At 37.0% G+C, this 17,392-nt stretch carries 15 protein-coding genes; 9 read left to right on the top strand and 6 right to left on the bottom strand.

What is annotated here, in order from left to right; all coding sequences use genetic code 11:
- Positions 1–28 precede the first annotated feature (28 nt).
- On the bottom strand, positions 29–1,132 hold the full coding sequence (locus CHRYMOREF3P_RS21295; RefSeq protein ID WP_077415365.1) for a prolyl-tRNA synthetase: 1,104 nt from the start codon (positions 1,130–1,132) through the stop codon (positions 29–31).
- A 144-nt stretch (positions 1,133–1,276) separates the two neighbouring features.
- Here CHRYMOREF3P_RS21295 and proS point away from each other — a divergent pair, with 144 nt between their 5' ends.
- The 6 genes from proS (at position 1,277) to CHRYMOREF3P_RS21265 (ending at position 8,390) form a co-directional block, all read left to right on the top strand.
- The gene (proS, locus tag CHRYMOREF3P_RS21290; RefSeq protein WP_077415886.1) at positions 1,277–2,752 is read left to right on the top strand and encodes a proline--tRNA ligase; all 1,476 of its coding nucleotides are present in this window, start codon (positions 1,277–1,279) and stop codon (positions 2,750–2,752) included.
- A 118-nt stretch (positions 2,753–2,870) separates the two neighbouring features.
- Positions 2,871–4,199, top strand: coding sequence for an OmpA family protein (locus tag CHRYMOREF3P_RS21285; RefSeq protein WP_077415367.1), 1,329 nt, complete (start codon positions 2,871–2,873; stop codon positions 4,197–4,199).
- Between the two features lie 113 nt (positions 4,200–4,312).
- Positions 4,313–5,647: an Nramp family divalent metal transporter gene (locus tag CHRYMOREF3P_RS21280; RefSeq protein WP_180565463.1), complete on the top strand. Its 1,335-nt coding sequence runs from the start codon at positions 4,313–4,315 to the stop codon at positions 5,645–5,647.
- Positions 5,648–5,851: 204 nt separating this feature from the next.
- Positions 5,852–6,391 (top strand): nucleotide exchange factor GrpE, encoded by a 540-nt coding sequence (locus tag CHRYMOREF3P_RS21275; protein WP_374200551.1) that lies wholly within the window; start codon positions 5,852–5,854, stop codon positions 6,389–6,391.
- A 101-nt stretch (positions 6,392–6,492) separates the two neighbouring features.
- Complete coding sequence (gene dnaJ, locus CHRYMOREF3P_RS21270; RefSeq protein WP_180565462.1) at positions 6,493–7,611, top strand: molecular chaperone DnaJ; 1,119 nt, start codon at positions 6,493–6,495, stop codon at positions 7,609–7,611.
- A 98-nt stretch (positions 7,612–7,709) separates the two neighbouring features.
- Positions 7,710–8,390 carry a DUF4304 domain-containing protein gene (locus tag CHRYMOREF3P_RS21265; RefSeq protein ID WP_180565461.1) on the top strand — a complete coding sequence of 227 codons (681 nt, stop codon included), beginning with the start codon at positions 7,710–7,712 and terminating at the stop codon, positions 8,388–8,390.
- A 174-nt stretch (positions 8,391–8,564) separates the two neighbouring features.
- Here CHRYMOREF3P_RS21265 and CHRYMOREF3P_RS21260 read toward each other — a convergent pair whose 3' ends face one another.
- Positions 8,565–9,449, bottom strand: coding sequence for a DUF808 family protein (locus CHRYMOREF3P_RS21260; protein WP_180565460.1), 885 nt, complete (start codon positions 9,447–9,449; stop codon positions 8,565–8,567).
- A 155-nt stretch (positions 9,450–9,604) separates the two neighbouring features.
- On the opposite strand from CHRYMOREF3P_RS21260, the gene CHRYMOREF3P_RS21255 reads away from it, so the two are divergent.
- From CHRYMOREF3P_RS21255 to CHRYMOREF3P_RS21245, 3 genes are all read left to right on the top strand, one after another.
- Entirely contained in the window at positions 9,605–10,081 is a 477-nt protein-coding gene (locus tag CHRYMOREF3P_RS21255; RefSeq protein WP_232539079.1) for a tetratricopeptide repeat protein, read from the top strand.
- A 125-nt stretch (positions 10,082–10,206) separates the two neighbouring features.
- Positions 10,207–11,598 (top strand): serine hydrolase, encoded by a 1,392-nt coding sequence (locus CHRYMOREF3P_RS21250; protein ID WP_180565458.1) that lies wholly within the window; start codon positions 10,207–10,209, stop codon positions 11,596–11,598.
- Between the two features lie 50 nt (positions 11,599–11,648).
- Entirely contained in the window at positions 11,649–12,518 is an 870-nt protein-coding gene (locus tag CHRYMOREF3P_RS21245) for an alpha/beta hydrolase (protein WP_077415377.1), read from the top strand.
- Between the two features lie 299 nt (positions 12,519–12,817).
- Here CHRYMOREF3P_RS21245 and CHRYMOREF3P_RS21240 read toward each other — a convergent pair whose 3' ends face one another.
- From CHRYMOREF3P_RS21240 to CHRYMOREF3P_RS21225, 4 genes are all read right to left on the bottom strand, one after another.
- Positions 12,818–13,516, bottom strand: a complete 699-nt coding sequence (locus CHRYMOREF3P_RS21240; RefSeq protein ID WP_077415379.1) for a DedA family protein — start codon at positions 13,514–13,516, stop codon at positions 12,818–12,820.
- Between the two features lie 86 nt (positions 13,517–13,602).
- Positions 13,603–14,715 (bottom strand): peptide chain release factor 2, encoded by a 1,113-nt coding sequence (prfB, locus tag CHRYMOREF3P_RS21235; protein WP_047381300.1) that lies wholly within the window; start codon positions 14,713–14,715, stop codon positions 13,603–13,605.
- 112 nt (positions 14,716–14,827) lie between these two features.
- A complete protein-coding gene (locus CHRYMOREF3P_RS21230; RefSeq protein WP_180565457.1) occupies positions 14,828–15,934 on the bottom strand; it encodes an NAD(P)/FAD-dependent oxidoreductase in 1,107 nt (368 codons plus the stop codon).
- Between the two features lie 91 nt (positions 15,935–16,025).
- On the bottom strand, positions 16,026–17,381 hold the full coding sequence (locus tag CHRYMOREF3P_RS21225; protein WP_077415383.1) for an ATP-binding protein: 1,356 nt from the start codon (positions 17,379–17,381) through the stop codon (positions 16,026–16,028).
- Positions 17,382–17,392 lie beyond the last annotated feature (11 nt).

Below are 17,392 nucleotides of genomic sequence, written 5' to 3'. Positions count from 1 at the left end.
ATTTTTTAATAGTTTATTCGTTTGAAAATTATCTGAATCCACCTCTTCCTCCGCCGCCGGATCTCATTCCGCCACCGCCGCCAGAAGAACCGCCTCTGAAGCCGCCGCCACCGGAGTTGAAGCCGCCACTAGATCTGAAACCTCCTGAATCATTAGATCTGAAGCCTCCACTATTGTTGTTTCTAGGCTGTGGTTGCTGATAATTATAGTTAGGTCTTGTCTGTGGTGCTGTATTACGGAATCCACCATTGGACTGTGTATTTCTGAAACCGCCATTTGAGTTGGAATTTCTGAAGCCACCATTATCTGTGTTTCTAAATCCTCCATTACTATTTCTGAAACCGCCATTTGAATTAGAATCTCTGAAACCTCCATTATTTCCGTTTCTGAAACCGCCATTAGTATTTCTGAAGCCTGAATTAGCCGTATTGGTTCTGTATACTGCGTTTGCTACACCTGTATTCTGGAATCCTCCTCCACTAGCACCGCTTCTTCTATACACTGGTCTGTTGTAGTAGCCACCACCCCAGTAACCGCCTCCGTATCCCCAATAAGGGTTTCCGTAGCCGCCCCAGAATGGATCGTAATATCCACCATATCCCCAGTATGGGCTTCCCCATCCGTAAGAGCCTCCCCAGCCCCAGCCGAATGATCCGCCCCACCCCCAGGACATACTAGCACCCCAGCCCCAGCCACGGTTCATACCCCAACCCCAATACGGGCTATAACCACCATACCATCCCCAAGGAGATCCCCATGAGTTGTCATAATAGTTGGTTTGAGAACCTGCATAAAGTCCCCAGTCTGAATCTGTAGCGTTGGAGTTCCAATTCGGATTGGTATTGCTCCAGTCATTATATCTGTTTTGCTGTTCTCGGGAATTCGTCTGTGCATTTTGAATAACATTGGAATCCTGATAATAGTCATAGTATTCTCCTACTCTGTTTCCGCTATCATTGATGATAACTCCTTCAGGTAGCGTATCCTTATTGGGGTCGTAATACACCCCATCCGTCTCGCTATACCCTCCCATCTGAGCACCACAAGACACAAGTAATAATCCGCCTGATATAGCCAACACCCCTTTGGATCTTAGCAGACCAAGCAAATTTTTATGTATATTTCTTTTCATGATAACGTAAAAATTTTTAATTTAAATTATATTTGCAATCTGTACCAAAAATGTACCAAAATACTGGTAAAAAAATCTATCAAAAATAGATTTTTATTTTTAGATAACAATAATGTACAAAAGTTAAAAAAATTAAAAAAAATAATGGCAAAATTAACCTCAAGAAGCGAAGATTACAGCAAATGGTATAATGAGCTGGTTGTAAAAGCTGATTTAGCTGAAAACTCAGGCGTGCGTGGATGTATGGTGATCAAACCGTATGGCTATGCGATCTGGGAAAAAATGCGTGATGAAATGGATAGAAAATTCAAAGAAACAGGTCACGTTAACGCATACTTCCCGCTTTTTGTGCCCAAGAGCTTGTTTGAGGCTGAGGAAAAAAATGCAGAAGGTTTTGCAAAAGAATGTGCTGTTGTTACTCACTACAGATTAAAAACAGATCCGGACAATCCATCTAAACTGATCGTGGATCCGGATGCAAAATTGGAAGAAGAACTTATCGTTCGTCCTACTTCGGAAGCAATTATCTGGAATACCTACAAAAACTGGATTCAGTCTTACAGAGACTTACCGATATTGATCAACCAATGGGCGAATGTTGTTCGCTGGGAAATGAGAACACGTCTTTTCTTAAGAACGGCAGAATTCTTATGGCAGGAAGGCCACACCGCTCACGCTACGAAAGATGAAGCTGTTGAAGAAGCAGAAAAGATGAATAAAGTATATGCAGATTTTGCAGAAAACTTTATGGCAATGCCGGTAATTCAAGGGTTGAAAACTCCATCTGAAAGATTTGCAGGAGCTGATGAAACCTATTGTATTGAAGCTTTAATGCAGGATGGAAAAGCTTTACAGGCAGGAACATCTCACTTCTTAGGGCAGAATTTTGCAAAAGCATTTGACGTAAAATTCACTAATAAAGAAGGAAAAATAGAACATGCATGGGCTACATCATGGGGAACATCAACTCGTTTGATGGGAGCTTTGATTATGACGCACTCTGATGATTTCGGATTGGTATTGCCACCTACTCTGGCACCGATTCAGGTAGTGATTGTTCCGATCTTTAAAGGAGAAGAGCAGCTAGAGCAAATCAGTGAAGTAGCTTTGGATATTCAGGCTAAACTGAGAGCTAAAGGTATTTCTGTGAAATTTGATAATGATACTCAGAACAAACCAGGATGGAAATTTGCAGAATATGAATTGAAAGGAGTTCCTGTTAGAATCGCAATGGGACCAAGAGATCTGGAAAATAAATCTGTGGAAATCGCGAGAAGAGATAATCTGACGAAAGAAGTTCGTTCTATTGAAGGTCTGGATTCTTATATTGAAGAGTTATTAAAAACTATTCAGCAGGACCTTTATAATAAAGCATTTGAATTCAGAAAAAATAATATGACGAAAGTTGATACTTATGAAGAGTTCAAAACAGTTCTGGAAGAGAAAGGAGGTTTCATCTATGCTCACTGGGATGGTACGGCTGAAGAAGAGGAACAGATCAAGGATGAAACAAAGGCAACAATCAGATGTATTCCTTTAGATGATGATATAGAAGAAGGAATGTCTTTGATTTCAGGAAAACCTTCTAAGAGACGTGTATTATTCGCAAAAGCTTATTAAAAATTTTAATGATTTAGAAAAAAATCGTTAATTTTTAAAGAAATATTCAAAAAAAAGTGACATTTGGACGGATTTTTGTTTAAATTTATCTCAACATTAATCAAAAAAATTTATTATTATGTCTTTAAATGTCATTGATTTAATTAAAGGACAATTAGGTCCCGCTTTAGTTTCACAGGCTGCTTCGCAGTTTGGAGAAAGTGAATCCGGTATTTCTAAAGCAATTGGTGGATTATTACCTGCTGTAGTAGGTGGATTAGCCAATAGTGCAGATAAGCCTGGCGTTGTGGAAGCTATTACACAAGCCTCTTCAAGTGGAATTTTAGGAAATTTATTAGGTGGTTCATCTAGCAACCCTATTATTTCTAACTTGTTGTCTTCAATTTTTGGAGATAAAATAAGCGGATTGGTAAATTCCATTGCCAGTTTTTCAGGAGTAAGCAATACCTCTGCAGGTTCTTTGTTAAACCTGGTGACTGGAGCTACGGTAGGCACGGTTGGAAAATATGCGGCAGACAATAATTTAGGTGCTTCAGGTATTTCCAGCTTGCTGAACGATCAGAAAGGCATTATTTCTTCCTTATTGCCAGCAGGTCTTTCTTTGGCTTCCTTTGGATTAGGAGCTGAAAATTGGTTTGGCCAGGCGAAGGAAACAGTTTCTTCGGTAACTTCTACTGCTAAAGATAACATCGCAGAAGGTGTTGCTACAGCAAGAGAAAATGTTTCTGAAGGAGCAAGAGAAATAAGAGAACAATTTAACGATAATAATAACAATAATCAAGGCGGAGGCTCCATCTGGAAATGGCTGCTTCCGCTTTTACTGTTATTGGCAGCCGGATATTTCTTATGGAAACAGTGCGAGAAAAAACAGACGACTACCACAACTACCAGTACGTCTGACTCAGCAACAACAAGTTCTACTGCAGATACAGCTACAACAGGAACTGCAACACCTGTTCCGGCTACTGCTAAAACCGATGAAAACATTGATCTTAATGGTGTGATGTTAAAAGGTTATAAAGGCGGTATGGAGGATCAGATGATTACTTTCCTGAAATCCGGAGCTTACAAAAATGCAGCTGATGATTCAGCATTGAAAGATAAATGGTACGATTTCGACCATGTTAATTTCAAAATGGGAAGTTCTACTGAACTTGAAGCAGGTTCACAAGGACAGTTGGATAACTTAGTGGCTATTCTTAAAGCTTTCCCTGATGCAAAAATCAAAATCGGTGGTTACACTGATAAAACAGGAAACGAAGCTTCAAACGTAAAATTATCAAAAGCCAGAGCTGAATTTATTAAAGCAGCTTTAGCAAAAGCTGGAGTTGGAGCTCAGGTTTTAGAAGCAGAAGGTTATGGAAGCAAATTTGCTAAAGTAGACGCAAAAGCTTCTGACGCAGAAAGAGCTGCTGATAGAAAAATGTCTGTAAGATTTGCAAAATAATCTTTAGATTCAATAAAAATTAGATCCCGGAAAGCAATTTCCGGGATTTTTTTATGCCGTGATTTCTCTGTTTACATTTATTTAATTAAATTTGTTAGTCATTTCTAACATTTATGAATTTCAATATAAAAAACGCCTGGCGAAAAGATAAAACATCTCATTCCTTATCAGAGGTTTATTCATCGATCAAAGTTCCTAAAAATGCAAATTTTTGGAGGAAATATCTTGCATTTGCAGGACCGGGACTGATGATTGCCGTAGGATATATGGATCCGGGAAACTGGGCTACGGATATCGCCGGAGGAGCTCAGTTTGGGTATACCCTGCTATCCGTAATTCTTATTTCCAACATTTTTGCGATGGTTCTACAGCATCTATCCGTGAAACTCGGAGTTGTTGCTGAAAGAGATCTTGCACAGGCCTGCAGGGATCACTTCAGCCCTACCACCAATTTTATTCTCTGGGTATTTTGTGAAATAGCCATTGCGGCCTGTGATCTCGCCGAGGTCATTGGTTCCGCCATAGCATTAAACCTGTTATTTCATATTCCGCTGACCTGGGGAATTGTCATTACCACAGTGGATGTTTTAATTATTCTCTTACTTCAGGCCAAAGGTTTCCGATGGATTGAAAGTATTGTAGGAGGTCTTATATTCATTATCCTGGCCTGTTTTGTCTATGAAATCGTTATTTCTAAGCCTGCTTTCAATGAAATTCTGGGAGGATTGGTTCCTCAAAAAGAAATCATTCAGAATCCCGCAATGCTTTATATTGCCATCGGGATCTTAGGAGCTACAGTAATGCCCCACAACCTGTATCTGCACAGCAGCATTGTACAGACCAGAGATTATACCCGGGATACAGAAGGAAAAAAAGAGGCCATAAAGTTTGCAACCCTGGACAGCACGGTTTCATTGATGCTGGCATTCTTCATTAATGCCGCAATACTTATTCTGGCAGCAGCCACATTCCATACAACAGGAAACGAACATGTTGCAGATATCCATGATGCCTATAAAATGCTGACCCCTATTCTGGGAGCTTCCATGGCAAGTATTGCGTTTGCTATTGCTTTATTGGCATCCGGACAAAACTCTACATTAACAGGAACTCTTGCGGGACAGATCGTAATGGAAGGTTTTTTAAATATCAGATTAAAACCGTGGCTAAGAAGGCTAATCACAAGACTTATTGCCGTCATTCCGGCTCTTATTGTTGCTATTCTTTATGGTGAACAGGGAACAACGGAGTTATTGGTTTTAAGCCAGGTAATTCTATCTATGCAGCTGAGTTTTGCTGTTGTCCCTTTGGTTATGTTTACCAATGATAAAGCGAAAATGGGAGAATTTGTCAACAAACCGTTTCTTAAAATCTGCGTGTGGGCCATTTCCATTATTATCATTGTTTTAAACCTGTACCTTTTGTATCAAACGTTTATGGGAGAATAAAAAATACAACGATAGTTTTTAAATTGACTATTGGGCATTATTAAGTGAATGGTCAATGGTCAATTTTTAATTTCACACTACAACAAATTCACAAGCGAAGCGGATTGATTTATTCACTATTCATCATCATGCATTTTTCTGCCTTAATGTCCAGATTTTGGATTTGGCAGGCTCTTTGTCAAACAATCAGTAAATAAATATTGAATTATGGAAAACCAGGATATTAACGAAGAAAGCATCAATAATCAGGAAGAAAACAATGTTCAGAATGACGCAACATCTCAGGACAATGTGACAGCAGCACCTTCGCCGGAGGAACTTTTGGCAGAAGAAAAAGACCGTTACATCAGATTGTATGCTGAATTCGAAAACTATAAAAAAAGAACAAGCAAAGAGAAGATGGAATTCTTCCAGTATGCTAATCAGGAGATGATGGTTTCAATGTTAGGGGTTTTAGATGATTTTGAAAGAGCATTAAAGGAAATCGCTAAAAACGGAAATCCGGCTGACCTTCAAGGGGTGGAACTGATCTATCAGAAATTCAAAAATAAACTTACCGAAAAAGGCTTACAAACAATGGAAGTAAGAGCTGGTGACAGCTTTAATGTTGATTTCCATGAAGCGATTACTCAGATCCCTGCTCCATCAGAAGATTTGAAAGGAAAAATCGTAGACGTTATTGAAACGGGATATACTTTAGGTGATAAAGTAATCCGTTTTGCAAAAGTAGTAACAGGAAATTAAAATTAATAAATGATAAATGGTGAGTGATAATTGATGAATGTTTCACTTATTAGCTTTACAATATCTTTTATCATTTATCAACAATCAATTATAAAATTGTCATGTCAAAAAGAGATTATTACGAGGTTCTTGAGATCAGCAAATCTGCATCGGCCGATGAAATAAAAAAAGCATACCGTAAAATGGCTATCAAATTTCACCCGGATAAAAATCCTGGTGATAAGGAGGCTGAAGAAAAGTTTAAAGAAGCCGCTGAAGCTTACGAGGTTCTAAGCGACGATCAGAAACGTGCAAGATACGACCAGTTCGGTCATGCCGGAGTAGGAGGAAACGGCGGATTTGGAGGCGGAGGCTTCGGAGGCGGAATGAACATGGAGGATATTTTCAGTCAGTTTGGAGATATTTTCGGTGGTGGTTTCGGAGGATTCGGTGGAGGCGGTGGAGGCCGTCAGCAGGTGAAAGGTTCTAATTTAAGAATCAGAATCAAGCTGAACCTTGAGGAAATGGTAAACGGAACTCAGAAAACCATTAAAGTAAAAAAAATGAAGATGGCAGAAGGTGCCACTTCAAAAACATGTCCTACCTGTAACGGTTCCGGTGTTCAGCTTAAAGTAATGAATACCATGTTCGGTCAAATGCAGACTCAAACAACGTGTAGTACTTGCCAGGGAATTGGAAAAGTTGCTGACAAGATTCCTGCAGGAGCCAATGCACAAGGTCTTATCAAAGATGAAGAGGAAATCACGATCAATATCCCTGCAGGAGCGAGAGACGGTATCCAGCTTAATGTAAGAGGAAAAGGAAATGACGCACCATTTGGTGGAATTCCGGGAGACTTATTGGTAATCATTGAAGAGGAAGTAGATCAAATCATCAAAAGAGAAGGCGATAATCTTCACCAGGAGCTGTATGTTTCTTTTGCTGAGGCTGCTTTAGGAACTAAAAAAGAAATTCCTACTGTTGGAGGAAAGGTAAAAATTACCATTGATCCGGGAACTCAATCCGGAAAGATCTTAAGATTGGCTGGAAAAGGACTTCCAAGTATCGACAGCTACGGAAAAGGAGACATGTTTATCCACATCAATGTATGGACGCCACAAAAGCTTACTAAAGAACAGAAAGATTTCTTTGAAAAGCAGATGTCCAGCGGAGAAATGGTTGCAGAACCATCCGGAAAGGAAAAAACTTTTTTTGATAAAGTAAAAGATTTATTCAATTAATATATAAAAGAGACTTTTTTAAGTCTCTTTTTTTATGCTCTTTTATTTTTTTATTTTTGCTCCTCAATTGGATTTATTCAAAATACTATCAGAAACAAATGGATACAAGAACAATATTTTTAAATGCCTGCAATGAAATTGCCACTCAGCTGGATGGTTTCAAAACACTTGAAAAAGGACAAAGGCTTAAAAAAGTTTCCCTTGATAAAGATATCTATTTTGAGATTTATTTTCAGTCCAGTTTTAGGAATGATTCTTCATCCGTTCAGACCCTTCCCCATATTGCTATCTATTCTAAAATTTTAAAGAAATGGCAGACAGAGCAAACTAAAAATGAATATGCTCAGGGATTAATTTTTGGAAATCAGATAGGTTATTTAACTCCGTATAATAATTGGAAACAATGGAATTTAGCAGGGTTATCTTTTGAAAAATCAATTATTGAAATTACAGAAAATATAGAAAAATACATCCTCCCAATTTTCAAAATTTTTAATTCTAAGGAAATTGCTGTCGAATTTCTAAAAAACAATGGAACAAAGTTTAATCAATGGTCAGAGAATTCTATTTCTCCTTTAGACTTCCTTTTATGTTTTTCTGAAAAAGATACTGCTGAAGTTTTTCTAAATAATTTTGTAAACAATTGCCCATATAAAGGAAATATTCTTAAACTTTACGAGAAACTAAAAACAGAAAATGAAATTGATCTCAATTATTCTGAATTTCACGGAGCTGATACAATTAAATTAGCCTATATAAATGGGTTGAAAATAAAATAAGGTTGCTGCAAAAACTATAACTTAATAAAGGATAAGAATCTCAGCAAATGCCTATACAAAAAATGCGAGTATAATTTTTAATATATCAAACGATAAATTCTCCACATCTATTAATAAAAAATCCTGCACTCTCTCAAGCACAGGATTTTTTGGTTATTTAATTCTAATTCTGTTTTATTTTTTTATTGCCAGAGAGTAAATCCCTTTTCCTAAAGTAAATATGGCAACCGCTGCTAACCCACCAACAAGTCCAAGCGTAAGTTCTTTCAAAACATCTGGCCAGGTTGGAAGTACGCCATGAAAAAATTCAATCCTATGTAGAAAAATTCCACCAGCAACCATTATTAAAGCAATTGTTCCGACAACTCCTAATATTTTAATAACAATAGGTAAAGCCTTCACTAATACATGCCCAAGCCTCCCAAAAAAGCCTTTATCATTACTTTTCTTTATTAATTTAAATCCTGCATCATCCATTCTTACGATCAAAGCTACAATTCCATAAACTCCAACCGTCGCAATAAATGCAACCAAACTCGTTACTAAAATCTGCGTAATGAAAGGATGACTTTCTTCCAATACGGTTCCTAATGCAATAATAACAATCTCGATTGATAAAATAAAATCCGTTGTAATGGCCGACTTTACTTTCTCTTTTTCTATTTCTTCAGAACTTTTTTCATCTTCTACAATTTCCTCTATAACTTCATGACCCTTTTTGTCACGGTGAAAAAGAAATTCTATTACTTTTTCAACGCCTTCAAAAGCCAGATATAATCCTCCAAGGATCAATACATAATTAATAGCCGGAGCATACAACCAATTGAGTAAAAAAACAATAGGCAGAATGATCAGTTTGTTAATAAAAGAACCTTTTGTAATTGCCCATAAAACTGGAAGTTCTCTTGAAGAAAGAAAGCCAGTGGCTTTTTCTGCATTTACAGCAAGGTCATCTCCTAAAATCCCTGCTGTCTTTTGGGTAGCAATCTTACTGGTAACTGCTACATCATCCATCAATGCTGCAATATCATCTAAAATTGCAAAAAAGCCTGATGCCATATTTTAATAATTTTTTAATCTTTGTTAAGTTCAGCAAAAATAAATATTTAATTCCGTTTTTGGATTCATAATCTGACAATAATTTTGAAAATTATAAGAATGATTAAGTAATGCTCTACTTTCAATATTTTATATCTTTGTTTAAAATCTATCCAATGGATGAAAACTGGGAAACCCAATTAAAAAGTATATGGCTAAAACTTGGAACAATAAGCAGTGAAGAGTTTATTCTCCAAATTAAAAATCATGTAGAATTACTAACAGATTTCCAGGCTATTGCTGATTTTGAAAGAGCCTGCGCTTTTGACTCCACCGGACATGAAAAAGAAGCGGAACCTTTATACAGATCTGCATTAGATAAAGGGCTCGACGGTTTACGAAGAAGAAGAGCAAGAATCCAGCTGGCAAGTACTTTAAGAAATAATGGAAAACTAGAAGAAAGTATTCATATTTTAAGGGAAGAAAAAGCTAATTATTCTGATGAACTGAATGATGCTGTAGACTCTTTTTTAGCGCTGTCCCTTTCTTCAGCAGGAGAGCCCAAAGAAGCACTGTCTATAGTATTGAAAGCAATTTCAAAACATTTGCCCAGATACAATAATTCTCTGAGCCGCTATGCTGAAAACTTATAACCCTAGACAATAGCCGAAATAATCTCTGACATTTCTGCGAGATCTGATTTCAAATCCTTAACAGACACAAAATTGTACACTATCAATATTAAGCTTATTTTAACCGTTTTTAAAACCTGATATCTATGCAACGTCAATTTCATATTTTAGCCTTAGGATGTTTGTTTTATCTGTTCAGTACATTCTGTTCCACTTCAGAAGCCCAGACACAAGCTCATCTAAGCGGTTTTAATCAGGAAAAGAAAAAAGAAGAAATAGACAGCATTATAAAAGCCTATGCTGCAATTAATAAATTTAATGGAACTGCGTTGATCCATTATCAGAATAAAAACATTTTCGAAAGATCTTACGGTTGGCAGGATGCAGAAAAAAAGATACTCAATCAGGACCAAAGTGTTTATCAGATTGCTTCTTTAACCAAATCTTTCACTGCCTTAATCATTGTAAAACTAAGTGAAGAGGGCAAACTTTCTGTTAAAGATCCTGTTTCAAAGTTCATTCCCGATTATCCGAGAGGAAATGAAATCACGATTGAACATCTCCTTACCCACACCTCGGGAATTTATGAAGTATTGCGAAATAAAGAGTATTTCAGTCTGCTCCACACCGGAAAATCTATACCCAAAGACAAAGAGCTTTCTTTTTTTAAAAATGAGCCCTTGGATTTTGAACCCGGAACTCAATTCTCGTATACCAATTCAGGATATATTCTCCTTGGAATTATTATTGAGAAAATAACAGGACTTTCTTATGAAGATGCAGTAAGAAAAATCATCTTGAATCCTCTAAAGATGAGTCACACAGGCTTTAATTATTTAGCTTTGAAAAGTCCATATAAAACGGTTCCCTATTCTTATATTTCAAAAACAAGACAGGAAAAAACTGAAGTATGGAATTCCACATTAACCGGTCCTGCAGGGCAGATCTACAGTACCGTTGAAGACCTGTACAATTACTATATGGGATTGAGAGATTATAAAATTGTTTCTAAAGAAGCATTTAAAAAAGCGACAACACCTTTTTTGAGCGGCTATGGCTACGGTTGGTTTATTGATAATCTTTATGGGAAAAAACTCATTAACCATGGTGGAAATATAGAGGGTTCTACAAGTTATTTTGCTATGCTTCCTGAAGATGATCTATGCATTATTCTTTTGAACAATATCACAAGTAAAAAACTGGAGAAAGCAGGCAACATTATTTTAGCAGCTCTTTTAGAACAACCTTACACTCTTCCACAACCAAAGAAGGAAGCTGTGTTAAGTGCTGATATACTTAAAAAATACGTTGGTGATTATCAGCTTGCCGATAACAGCGTGATTCATATTTTGTACGAAAACGGTCAGCTTTTTATACAAAACAATAAAGATCCTAAAGTAAAAATGCTGGCTGAAAAAGAGGATCTATTTTTCCTGCAGGATGATGATACCGAAATTTCTTTTATTTTAAAAAAGGGAGAAAAAGATGTTATTACAATTAAAAAAGGACTTTCGTCAAAAACAGCAGAAAAGTTATAATCACGCATTGATTGTGTCATAATCCATAGATTTTTTTTGTAAATTTAAGTATGAAAAAGCTCATTCTCAGGTATCATTTTTTTGTAATGGGATGCTTCGGTTTTCTGCTGCAGTCCTGCAATACAAGGTTCAGAGTCTGGGTAGGCCCGGGAGGCCAGCAGAAAATTTACAATTTGAAATATGGTGAACATAAAAGGCAGAAAATGGATATCTTTCTTCCCAAAGATTATGCTGAAGATTCTCCTGTAGTTCTTATCATTCATGGCGGGGCCTGGACTTTAGGCAAAAAAGAGCATATGATACAGATTCAGAAAATGCTTTTTGAAAACAGAATTCCGAGTATCAGCATGAATTACAGATTGGTTTCTGAAAAGAAAAAAATCACTTACAAACAGCAGGTTGAGGATATTGGTCTGGTGATTGAAAAATTCAATTCTTTAACAGAAAAAGCAGAACTTCTGCCCAACAATTATATTCTTCTGGGAGAAAGTGCCGGTGGACATTTGGCGCTGCTTTACGGATATCAGCATTCTGATCAGATCAAAAAAATTATTTCTCTAAGCGGACCTACAGATTTCTACAGTTCTGGATATCTTAAATCTTTCTATTCCAAATATGCTTCTCCAACTATTCAAAAGGTGGTAGGCAGTAAATTTGACCGGAAAAATGTGTCTGAAGCCTTTAAGGAAGCCAGCCCTATAGCCAATATTACCAATGTTCCTACTCTGTTATTTCAGGGTAACAATGATTTTCTGGTCAATCAGCATCAGGGAATTGCGATGGACTCAGCTCTTACCCAAATGAATATTCCACACAAGTTTATCTTCATGAAAGGAGCAGGCCATGTACCAAGATTATTCAGTAAAAGAAAAAGAGACAGCATTATCTATCCCAACATTCTGGAATGGATCAAAAAATAATCTCTTTAATGCAAAGAATCTTTAAATACCCAGTACAAAAAATTAATCTTTGAATAGTAGATGTATTTAACAAAGACGCTATGAATGCAAAGGAATCTTGAAGCTCATTATTTTATTGTTCGCAAAGACGCTTCGTTCAGCGAGGCAGATTACTTAGCTAAGTGAAACGCCCTTACGAGCGAAAAGTAGCAGAGCATGATAATAACATTGTGAGCTTTGCGTGTTAAAAAAACATTACTAGATACATAAAAGCCACCTCATTTCTGAGATGGCTTGATATTTTTTGATTGAATTATTTATTATTTAAAGTCCTGGTCCTCGTATTTTTTAGAAAGATCTTCTTTTTTTCCGAAAACAAACTTGAAGATTACCGGAAGTGTTGTTACCAATACAATTACGATGATGATATATTCAAGTTTTTCTTTTAAGTTGATTCCAAACTGTTCCATAAAAAGTTTATCCAGATAATGTCCGGCAAAGATCAAAATAAATGACCATAACACGGCACCAATAACATTATCTCTTAAAAATTCCTTTTTGTCCATCTTTACAATCCCTGCTACAATTGGGGTAAAAGTTCTTACGACAGGTAAGAATCTAGCCATAATAATTGCTAGTGCCCCATGTTTTTCAAAGAAATCATGAGCCTGGTAAAGGTATTTTTTCTTGAAAAGCATTGAATCCGGTCTTTTATATAAAGCTGGTCCTGCCTTCCTTCCAAAATAATATCCTACCTCATTTCCAATAATAGCAGCAAGAGCTACTCCTGAAGCCAATAATGTAGTATCTAAGAAATCACTGCCCGTAGAGCCAAAAGTCTCTTTGATGATTTCAACGGCATAAATCCCTGAAACGAACAAAAGTGAATCTCCTGGCAGGAAAAACCCTACAAAAAGTCCTGTTTCAGCAAATACAATAAACAAAATAAGCCAAAACCCTCCCATTTTAATATAAAACTCCGGGTTTAATAAATCCTTCCAGCTATTGAAATCTTCCATAAATATCGATGAACAACAAAAATAGGTCTAAAATGTCTGAAACAAAAATTAATTATAAGATTTTAACTAAAATTCAGACATGATTTTTATAAGTCGAGGTCATCATCTGAAACGGCCGTCCCATCGGCCATTAGAAATGCTTTTAAGAATGGGGTAAGATTCCCATTCATTACGGCATCCACATCTGAAGTTTCATGACCTGAGCGTACATCTTTCACGAGTTTGTAAGGATGCATTACGTAATTTCGGATCTGGCTTCCCCACTCGATTTTCATTTTGTTGGCTTCTATCTCATTTCTTGCCTTCATACGCTCTTCCAATTCCATCTCATAGAGTCTTGAACGAAGGAGCTGCATGGCTTTTTCTTTATTCTGAAGCTGGGAACGGGATTCTGAGTTTTCAATGATAATTCCGGTTGGTGCGTGACGAAGACGTACAGCGGTTTCTACCTTGTTTACGTTCTGCCCTCCTGCTCCGGAAGACCTCATCGTTTCAAAAGATATATCGGCAGGGTTAATATTAATTTCGATCGTATCATCTACTAAAGGATAAACATATACGGAAACAAAGCTGGTATGACGTTTCGCATTACTGTCAAAGGGCGAAATTCTTACCAAACGGTGTACTCCATTTTCACCTCTTAAATATCCAAAAGCAAATTCTCCTTCAATTTCCAGGGTAACCGTCTTCACACCGGCTACATCACCCTCCTGAAAGTTCAGCTCACGGATTTTATATCCTTGTTTTTCTGCCCACATCGTATACATTCTCATCAGCATAGCTGCCCAGTCGCAGCTTTCTGTACCTCCAGCTCCAGCTGTGATCTGAAGAACAGCAGAAAGCTCATCCCCTTCGTTGGAAAGCATATTTTTGAATTCAAGGTCCTCAATTTTTTCAACCAATTGCGGAAATGTCTCATCCAGTTCCTTTTCAGAATCCGGATCTTCCTTAGCAAAATCCACTAAGACCTGTATATCTTCAAACTGTGTCTGAATTTCATCATAACCTTCCACCCATTTTTTCTTGGAACGAAGCTGCTTTAAGAATGCTTCAGCAGTTTTCGGGTTGTCCCAAAATTCAGGTGCTGCTGTTTTCTCATCATCATTGGCAATTTCTATCTTCTTTTTTTCAATCTGAAGGTATCTGTGTAAGTCTTCAATCCTGGATTGAACTTCTTTTATCTGGTCGTTGTTAATCACGAATTTTTCTTTTTGCAAAAATAAGGAATTCTTTTAGAGTGGAGCGTTTTGAGTTTAAAGTTCCGGGTTTCAAGTTTTGAGTTCGGATTGGAGATTGATACACCTCTTTATTTTAAATAATATCAGCCATTATCTCACCAATCTTAGGAGCCAGGGCAACTCCCATTCCTGAAAGTCTTACTGCACAAAACTGTCTTTCTGAAAGCTGTTTTACAATAGGAGTCTTTTCCGAACCCATGGCCATGATTCCTGACCAGCGAAGTGCTATTTTAAAATCTGTATAAGGAAGTATGACTTCTTTTAAAAAGTTTTCCAAATGATTTTGCAGAAATTCTGTCGTTTCAAAAGCCGTTGTTTCTTCTGTCTTAAAATCCTGATTTCTTCCACCACCCAACAGAACCCGGTTTCCTACATTCCTGAAATAATAATACCCTTCATCATAGTGAAAAGTTCCTTTCAACTTCAATCTTTCTATGGGCTCTGTCAGAAGAATTTGTCCACGGGCTGGAATGATATTTTCTTTTCCCAGGAATCTGGAGGTGAATGCATTGGTGCAATAGATCATTTTATCTGCTTTTACAGAAATATCACCGGAAAGACGAATCTCAACCTCAAGGGGTCTTTCTTCAATATTTTCAACCTCTTTTCCGAATAAGAATTCTACCTTCAGCTCATGACATTTTTCCAAAAGCTTCTGCAACAGCTTTCCCGAATGCAGACTTCCTTCACAAGGATTTTCAATCAGAAATGCAGATTTCCCCAACCCGAATTGCTGTATTTTATCCTGTTTCAGACTATATGTTTGATCCAGACCAGTTATTACTTTCAGCTTTTCATTGATGGAATCCATATGGGATAAAGGTTCTTCGCTATTTAAAACTTCATAGCCTCCATTACGTTCAAAATCAATTTCATCATTTTTGAAATAATGTTGAATTTTCTGAAGACCCTCAAATCTCATTTTAACAAGCTCCAGAGTTTTTTCCCAACCCATTTTCTGTGAATCTGCAATGACTTCGGTAAAGCTTCCGAAACAGGCAAACCCGGCATTCCTCGTTGAAGCACCCAGTGGAATAGCATTCCGTTCAATGATAAGAACAGATTTTTCAGGATACTTCTCCTTAATGGATATAGCTGTCCAGAGCCCGGAAAACCCGGAACCAATGATAATGATATCTCTTTTCCTGTAGAAAGTGTCCAGTTCCCAGATGCTGTTCATGAGTGATGAGTAATTTTTTGTAAAATGTAAAATATATTTATGAATGCAAAACTTTAAACTCTAAACCTTGAACCTTAAACTTTGAATTCCCTTACCCTTTGTCTTTTTCCTCGTCATTATGCTGAAATCCGATAGCTCTTTGTGGCTCTTCAACAACTCTGTAGGTTTCCAGTTCGCTCTTCAATGCCTGAATCCTAAATTTAAAATCATCAAAATTATTGATAATGGCATCGGCTAAGAACCGGGCCACCTGATCAAGATATTCTTCAGTAAGCTTGGAACCTGCATCCCTTAACGCTCCACTCAAAAGATTCTGATCAATTTTCAGCTTCTCATTTCTGGTTCTTTGATAAAGATTTTTAATTCTTTTCTTTAAACTTTGGGTAAAATCTATCAGCATCGTATTGCTGAAGGCTTTCATCTTTGAAGATATTTCATGCCAGAAAGGGATTTTATCTGCTTTGTTGTTTTTAAGTATTTTATAAAGCAAAGAATCTTCTTCCAATCCTCTGGTCATGGCATATAAAATGATTTCTGATCGTTCTGAAGCATTGGGAGGAAAAATCGGGATCATAACATCAAATCTTCCCGGAGCAAGAATTTCTTCGTCAATTTCTGAAACTGAATTGGCAGAACCCACCATCAGAACACCTTCTTTTTCAAATTTTCCGATATAATGAAGGATAAGCTCCTGAGCTTCAAGATTACAGGAAGCAACATCTGTTTCTGCTCTTCTCTGCATCATAATTTCATCAAAATCATCCATAAAGAGCAGCATTTTGTTTTCCTTCATCATATTTAATAGAAAATCACTGAAGTTGATTTCATTTCCGTCAATCAGCGAAGTTCCCAAATAGTGTTTTTTGACTTCTTTAAACTGATAGCCAATAATTTCAGCAATCTTATTCGCCCAAAATATCTTACCGCTTCCCGGAGGGCCATACAAAATAATTCCTGCAGGCTTGTTGATCCCCCAATCTTTGATCTGCTGTGGGTTCAGGAAGGGTTCCAGAACAGTAGATGTATAAAAAAACAGATCTCTGTATCCTATGAAATCTCTTTGCTGAAGGCTGGTTTTACTTCCGAAATAATCATAGACAAACTTATAGTTTCCGCCTAATTTGTTATCAATTCCATAACTTGATATGGAAGATTTGAAAAAACCATTATCAAAAATATTGAGGTTGTTATCTTTAATCACCTTTTCTACCTTGTCTTTAGGCTGATTGATAACTTTGGCAATCTGCTCCAGCGTTTTATTTTTGTCCAGATCTTTTTCGTATAATCTTAAAAAGTCTACGTTTTCGCGGGCAAATTTTTCAAAATCTTCTTTTACTTCAAAATTCGTACTGACACAGTCTACCAATTCAAGATCGAAATCCTGTATAAACTGTTTTATGGCTTCTGCAGAAACATTCAGTTCTTCTGCCAGTTCAATTAGCTTCATAAGTATTGATT

This window comes from Chryseobacterium sp. JV274 (assembly GCF_903969135.1).
GTDB lineage: Bacteria > Bacteroidota > Bacteroidia > Flavobacteriales > Weeksellaceae > Chryseobacterium.
Note: the sequence above shows the minus strand (reverse complement) of the source record. Positions and strands in the feature narration are given on the sequence as shown.

What these genes read in the sequence shown, in the direction of transcription:
- CHRYMOREF3P_RS21295 (WP_077415365.1), bottom strand. Translation starts at nt 1,132, where the DNA reads ATGAAAAGAAATATACATAAAAATTTGCTTGGTCTGCTAAGATCCAAA.
- proS (WP_077415886.1), top strand. Translation starts at nt 1,277, where the DNA reads ATGGCAAAATTAACCTCAAGAAGCGAAGATTACAGCAAATGGTATAAT.
- CHRYMOREF3P_RS21285 (WP_077415367.1), top strand. Translation starts at nt 2,871, where the DNA reads ATGTCTTTAAATGTCATTGATTTAATTAAAGGACAATTAGGTCCCGCT.
- CHRYMOREF3P_RS21280 (WP_180565463.1), top strand. Translation starts at nt 4,313, where the DNA reads ATGAATTTCAATATAAAAAACGCCTGGCGAAAAGATAAAACATCTCAT.
- dnaJ (WP_180565462.1), top strand. Translation starts at nt 6,493, where the DNA reads ATGTCAAAAAGAGATTATTACGAGGTTCTTGAGATCAGCAAATCTGCA.
- CHRYMOREF3P_RS21265 (WP_180565461.1), top strand. Translation starts at nt 7,710, where the DNA reads ATGGATACAAGAACAATATTTTTAAATGCCTGCAATGAAATTGCCACT.
- CHRYMOREF3P_RS21260 (WP_180565460.1), bottom strand. Translation starts at nt 9,449, where the DNA reads ATGGCATCAGGCTTTTTTGCAATTTTAGATGATATTGCAGCATTGATG.
- CHRYMOREF3P_RS21255 (WP_232539079.1), top strand. Translation starts at nt 9,605, where the DNA reads ATGGATGAAAACTGGGAAACCCAATTAAAAAGTATATGGCTAAAACTT.
- CHRYMOREF3P_RS21250 (WP_180565458.1), top strand. Translation starts at nt 10,207, where the DNA reads ATGCAACGTCAATTTCATATTTTAGCCTTAGGATGTTTGTTTTATCTG.
- CHRYMOREF3P_RS21245 (WP_077415377.1), top strand. Translation starts at nt 11,649, where the DNA reads ATGAAAAAGCTCATTCTCAGGTATCATTTTTTTGTAATGGGATGCTTC.
- CHRYMOREF3P_RS21240 (WP_077415379.1), bottom strand. Translation starts at nt 13,516, where the DNA reads ATGGAAGATTTCAATAGCTGGAAGGATTTATTAAACCCGGAGTTTTAT.
- CHRYMOREF3P_RS21230 (WP_180565457.1), bottom strand. Translation starts at nt 15,934, where the DNA reads ATGAACAGCATCTGGGAACTGGACACTTTCTACAGGAAAAGAGATATC.
- CHRYMOREF3P_RS21225 (WP_077415383.1), bottom strand. Translation starts at nt 17,381, where the DNA reads ATGAAGCTAATTGAACTGGCAGAAGAACTGAATGTTTCTGCAGAAGCC.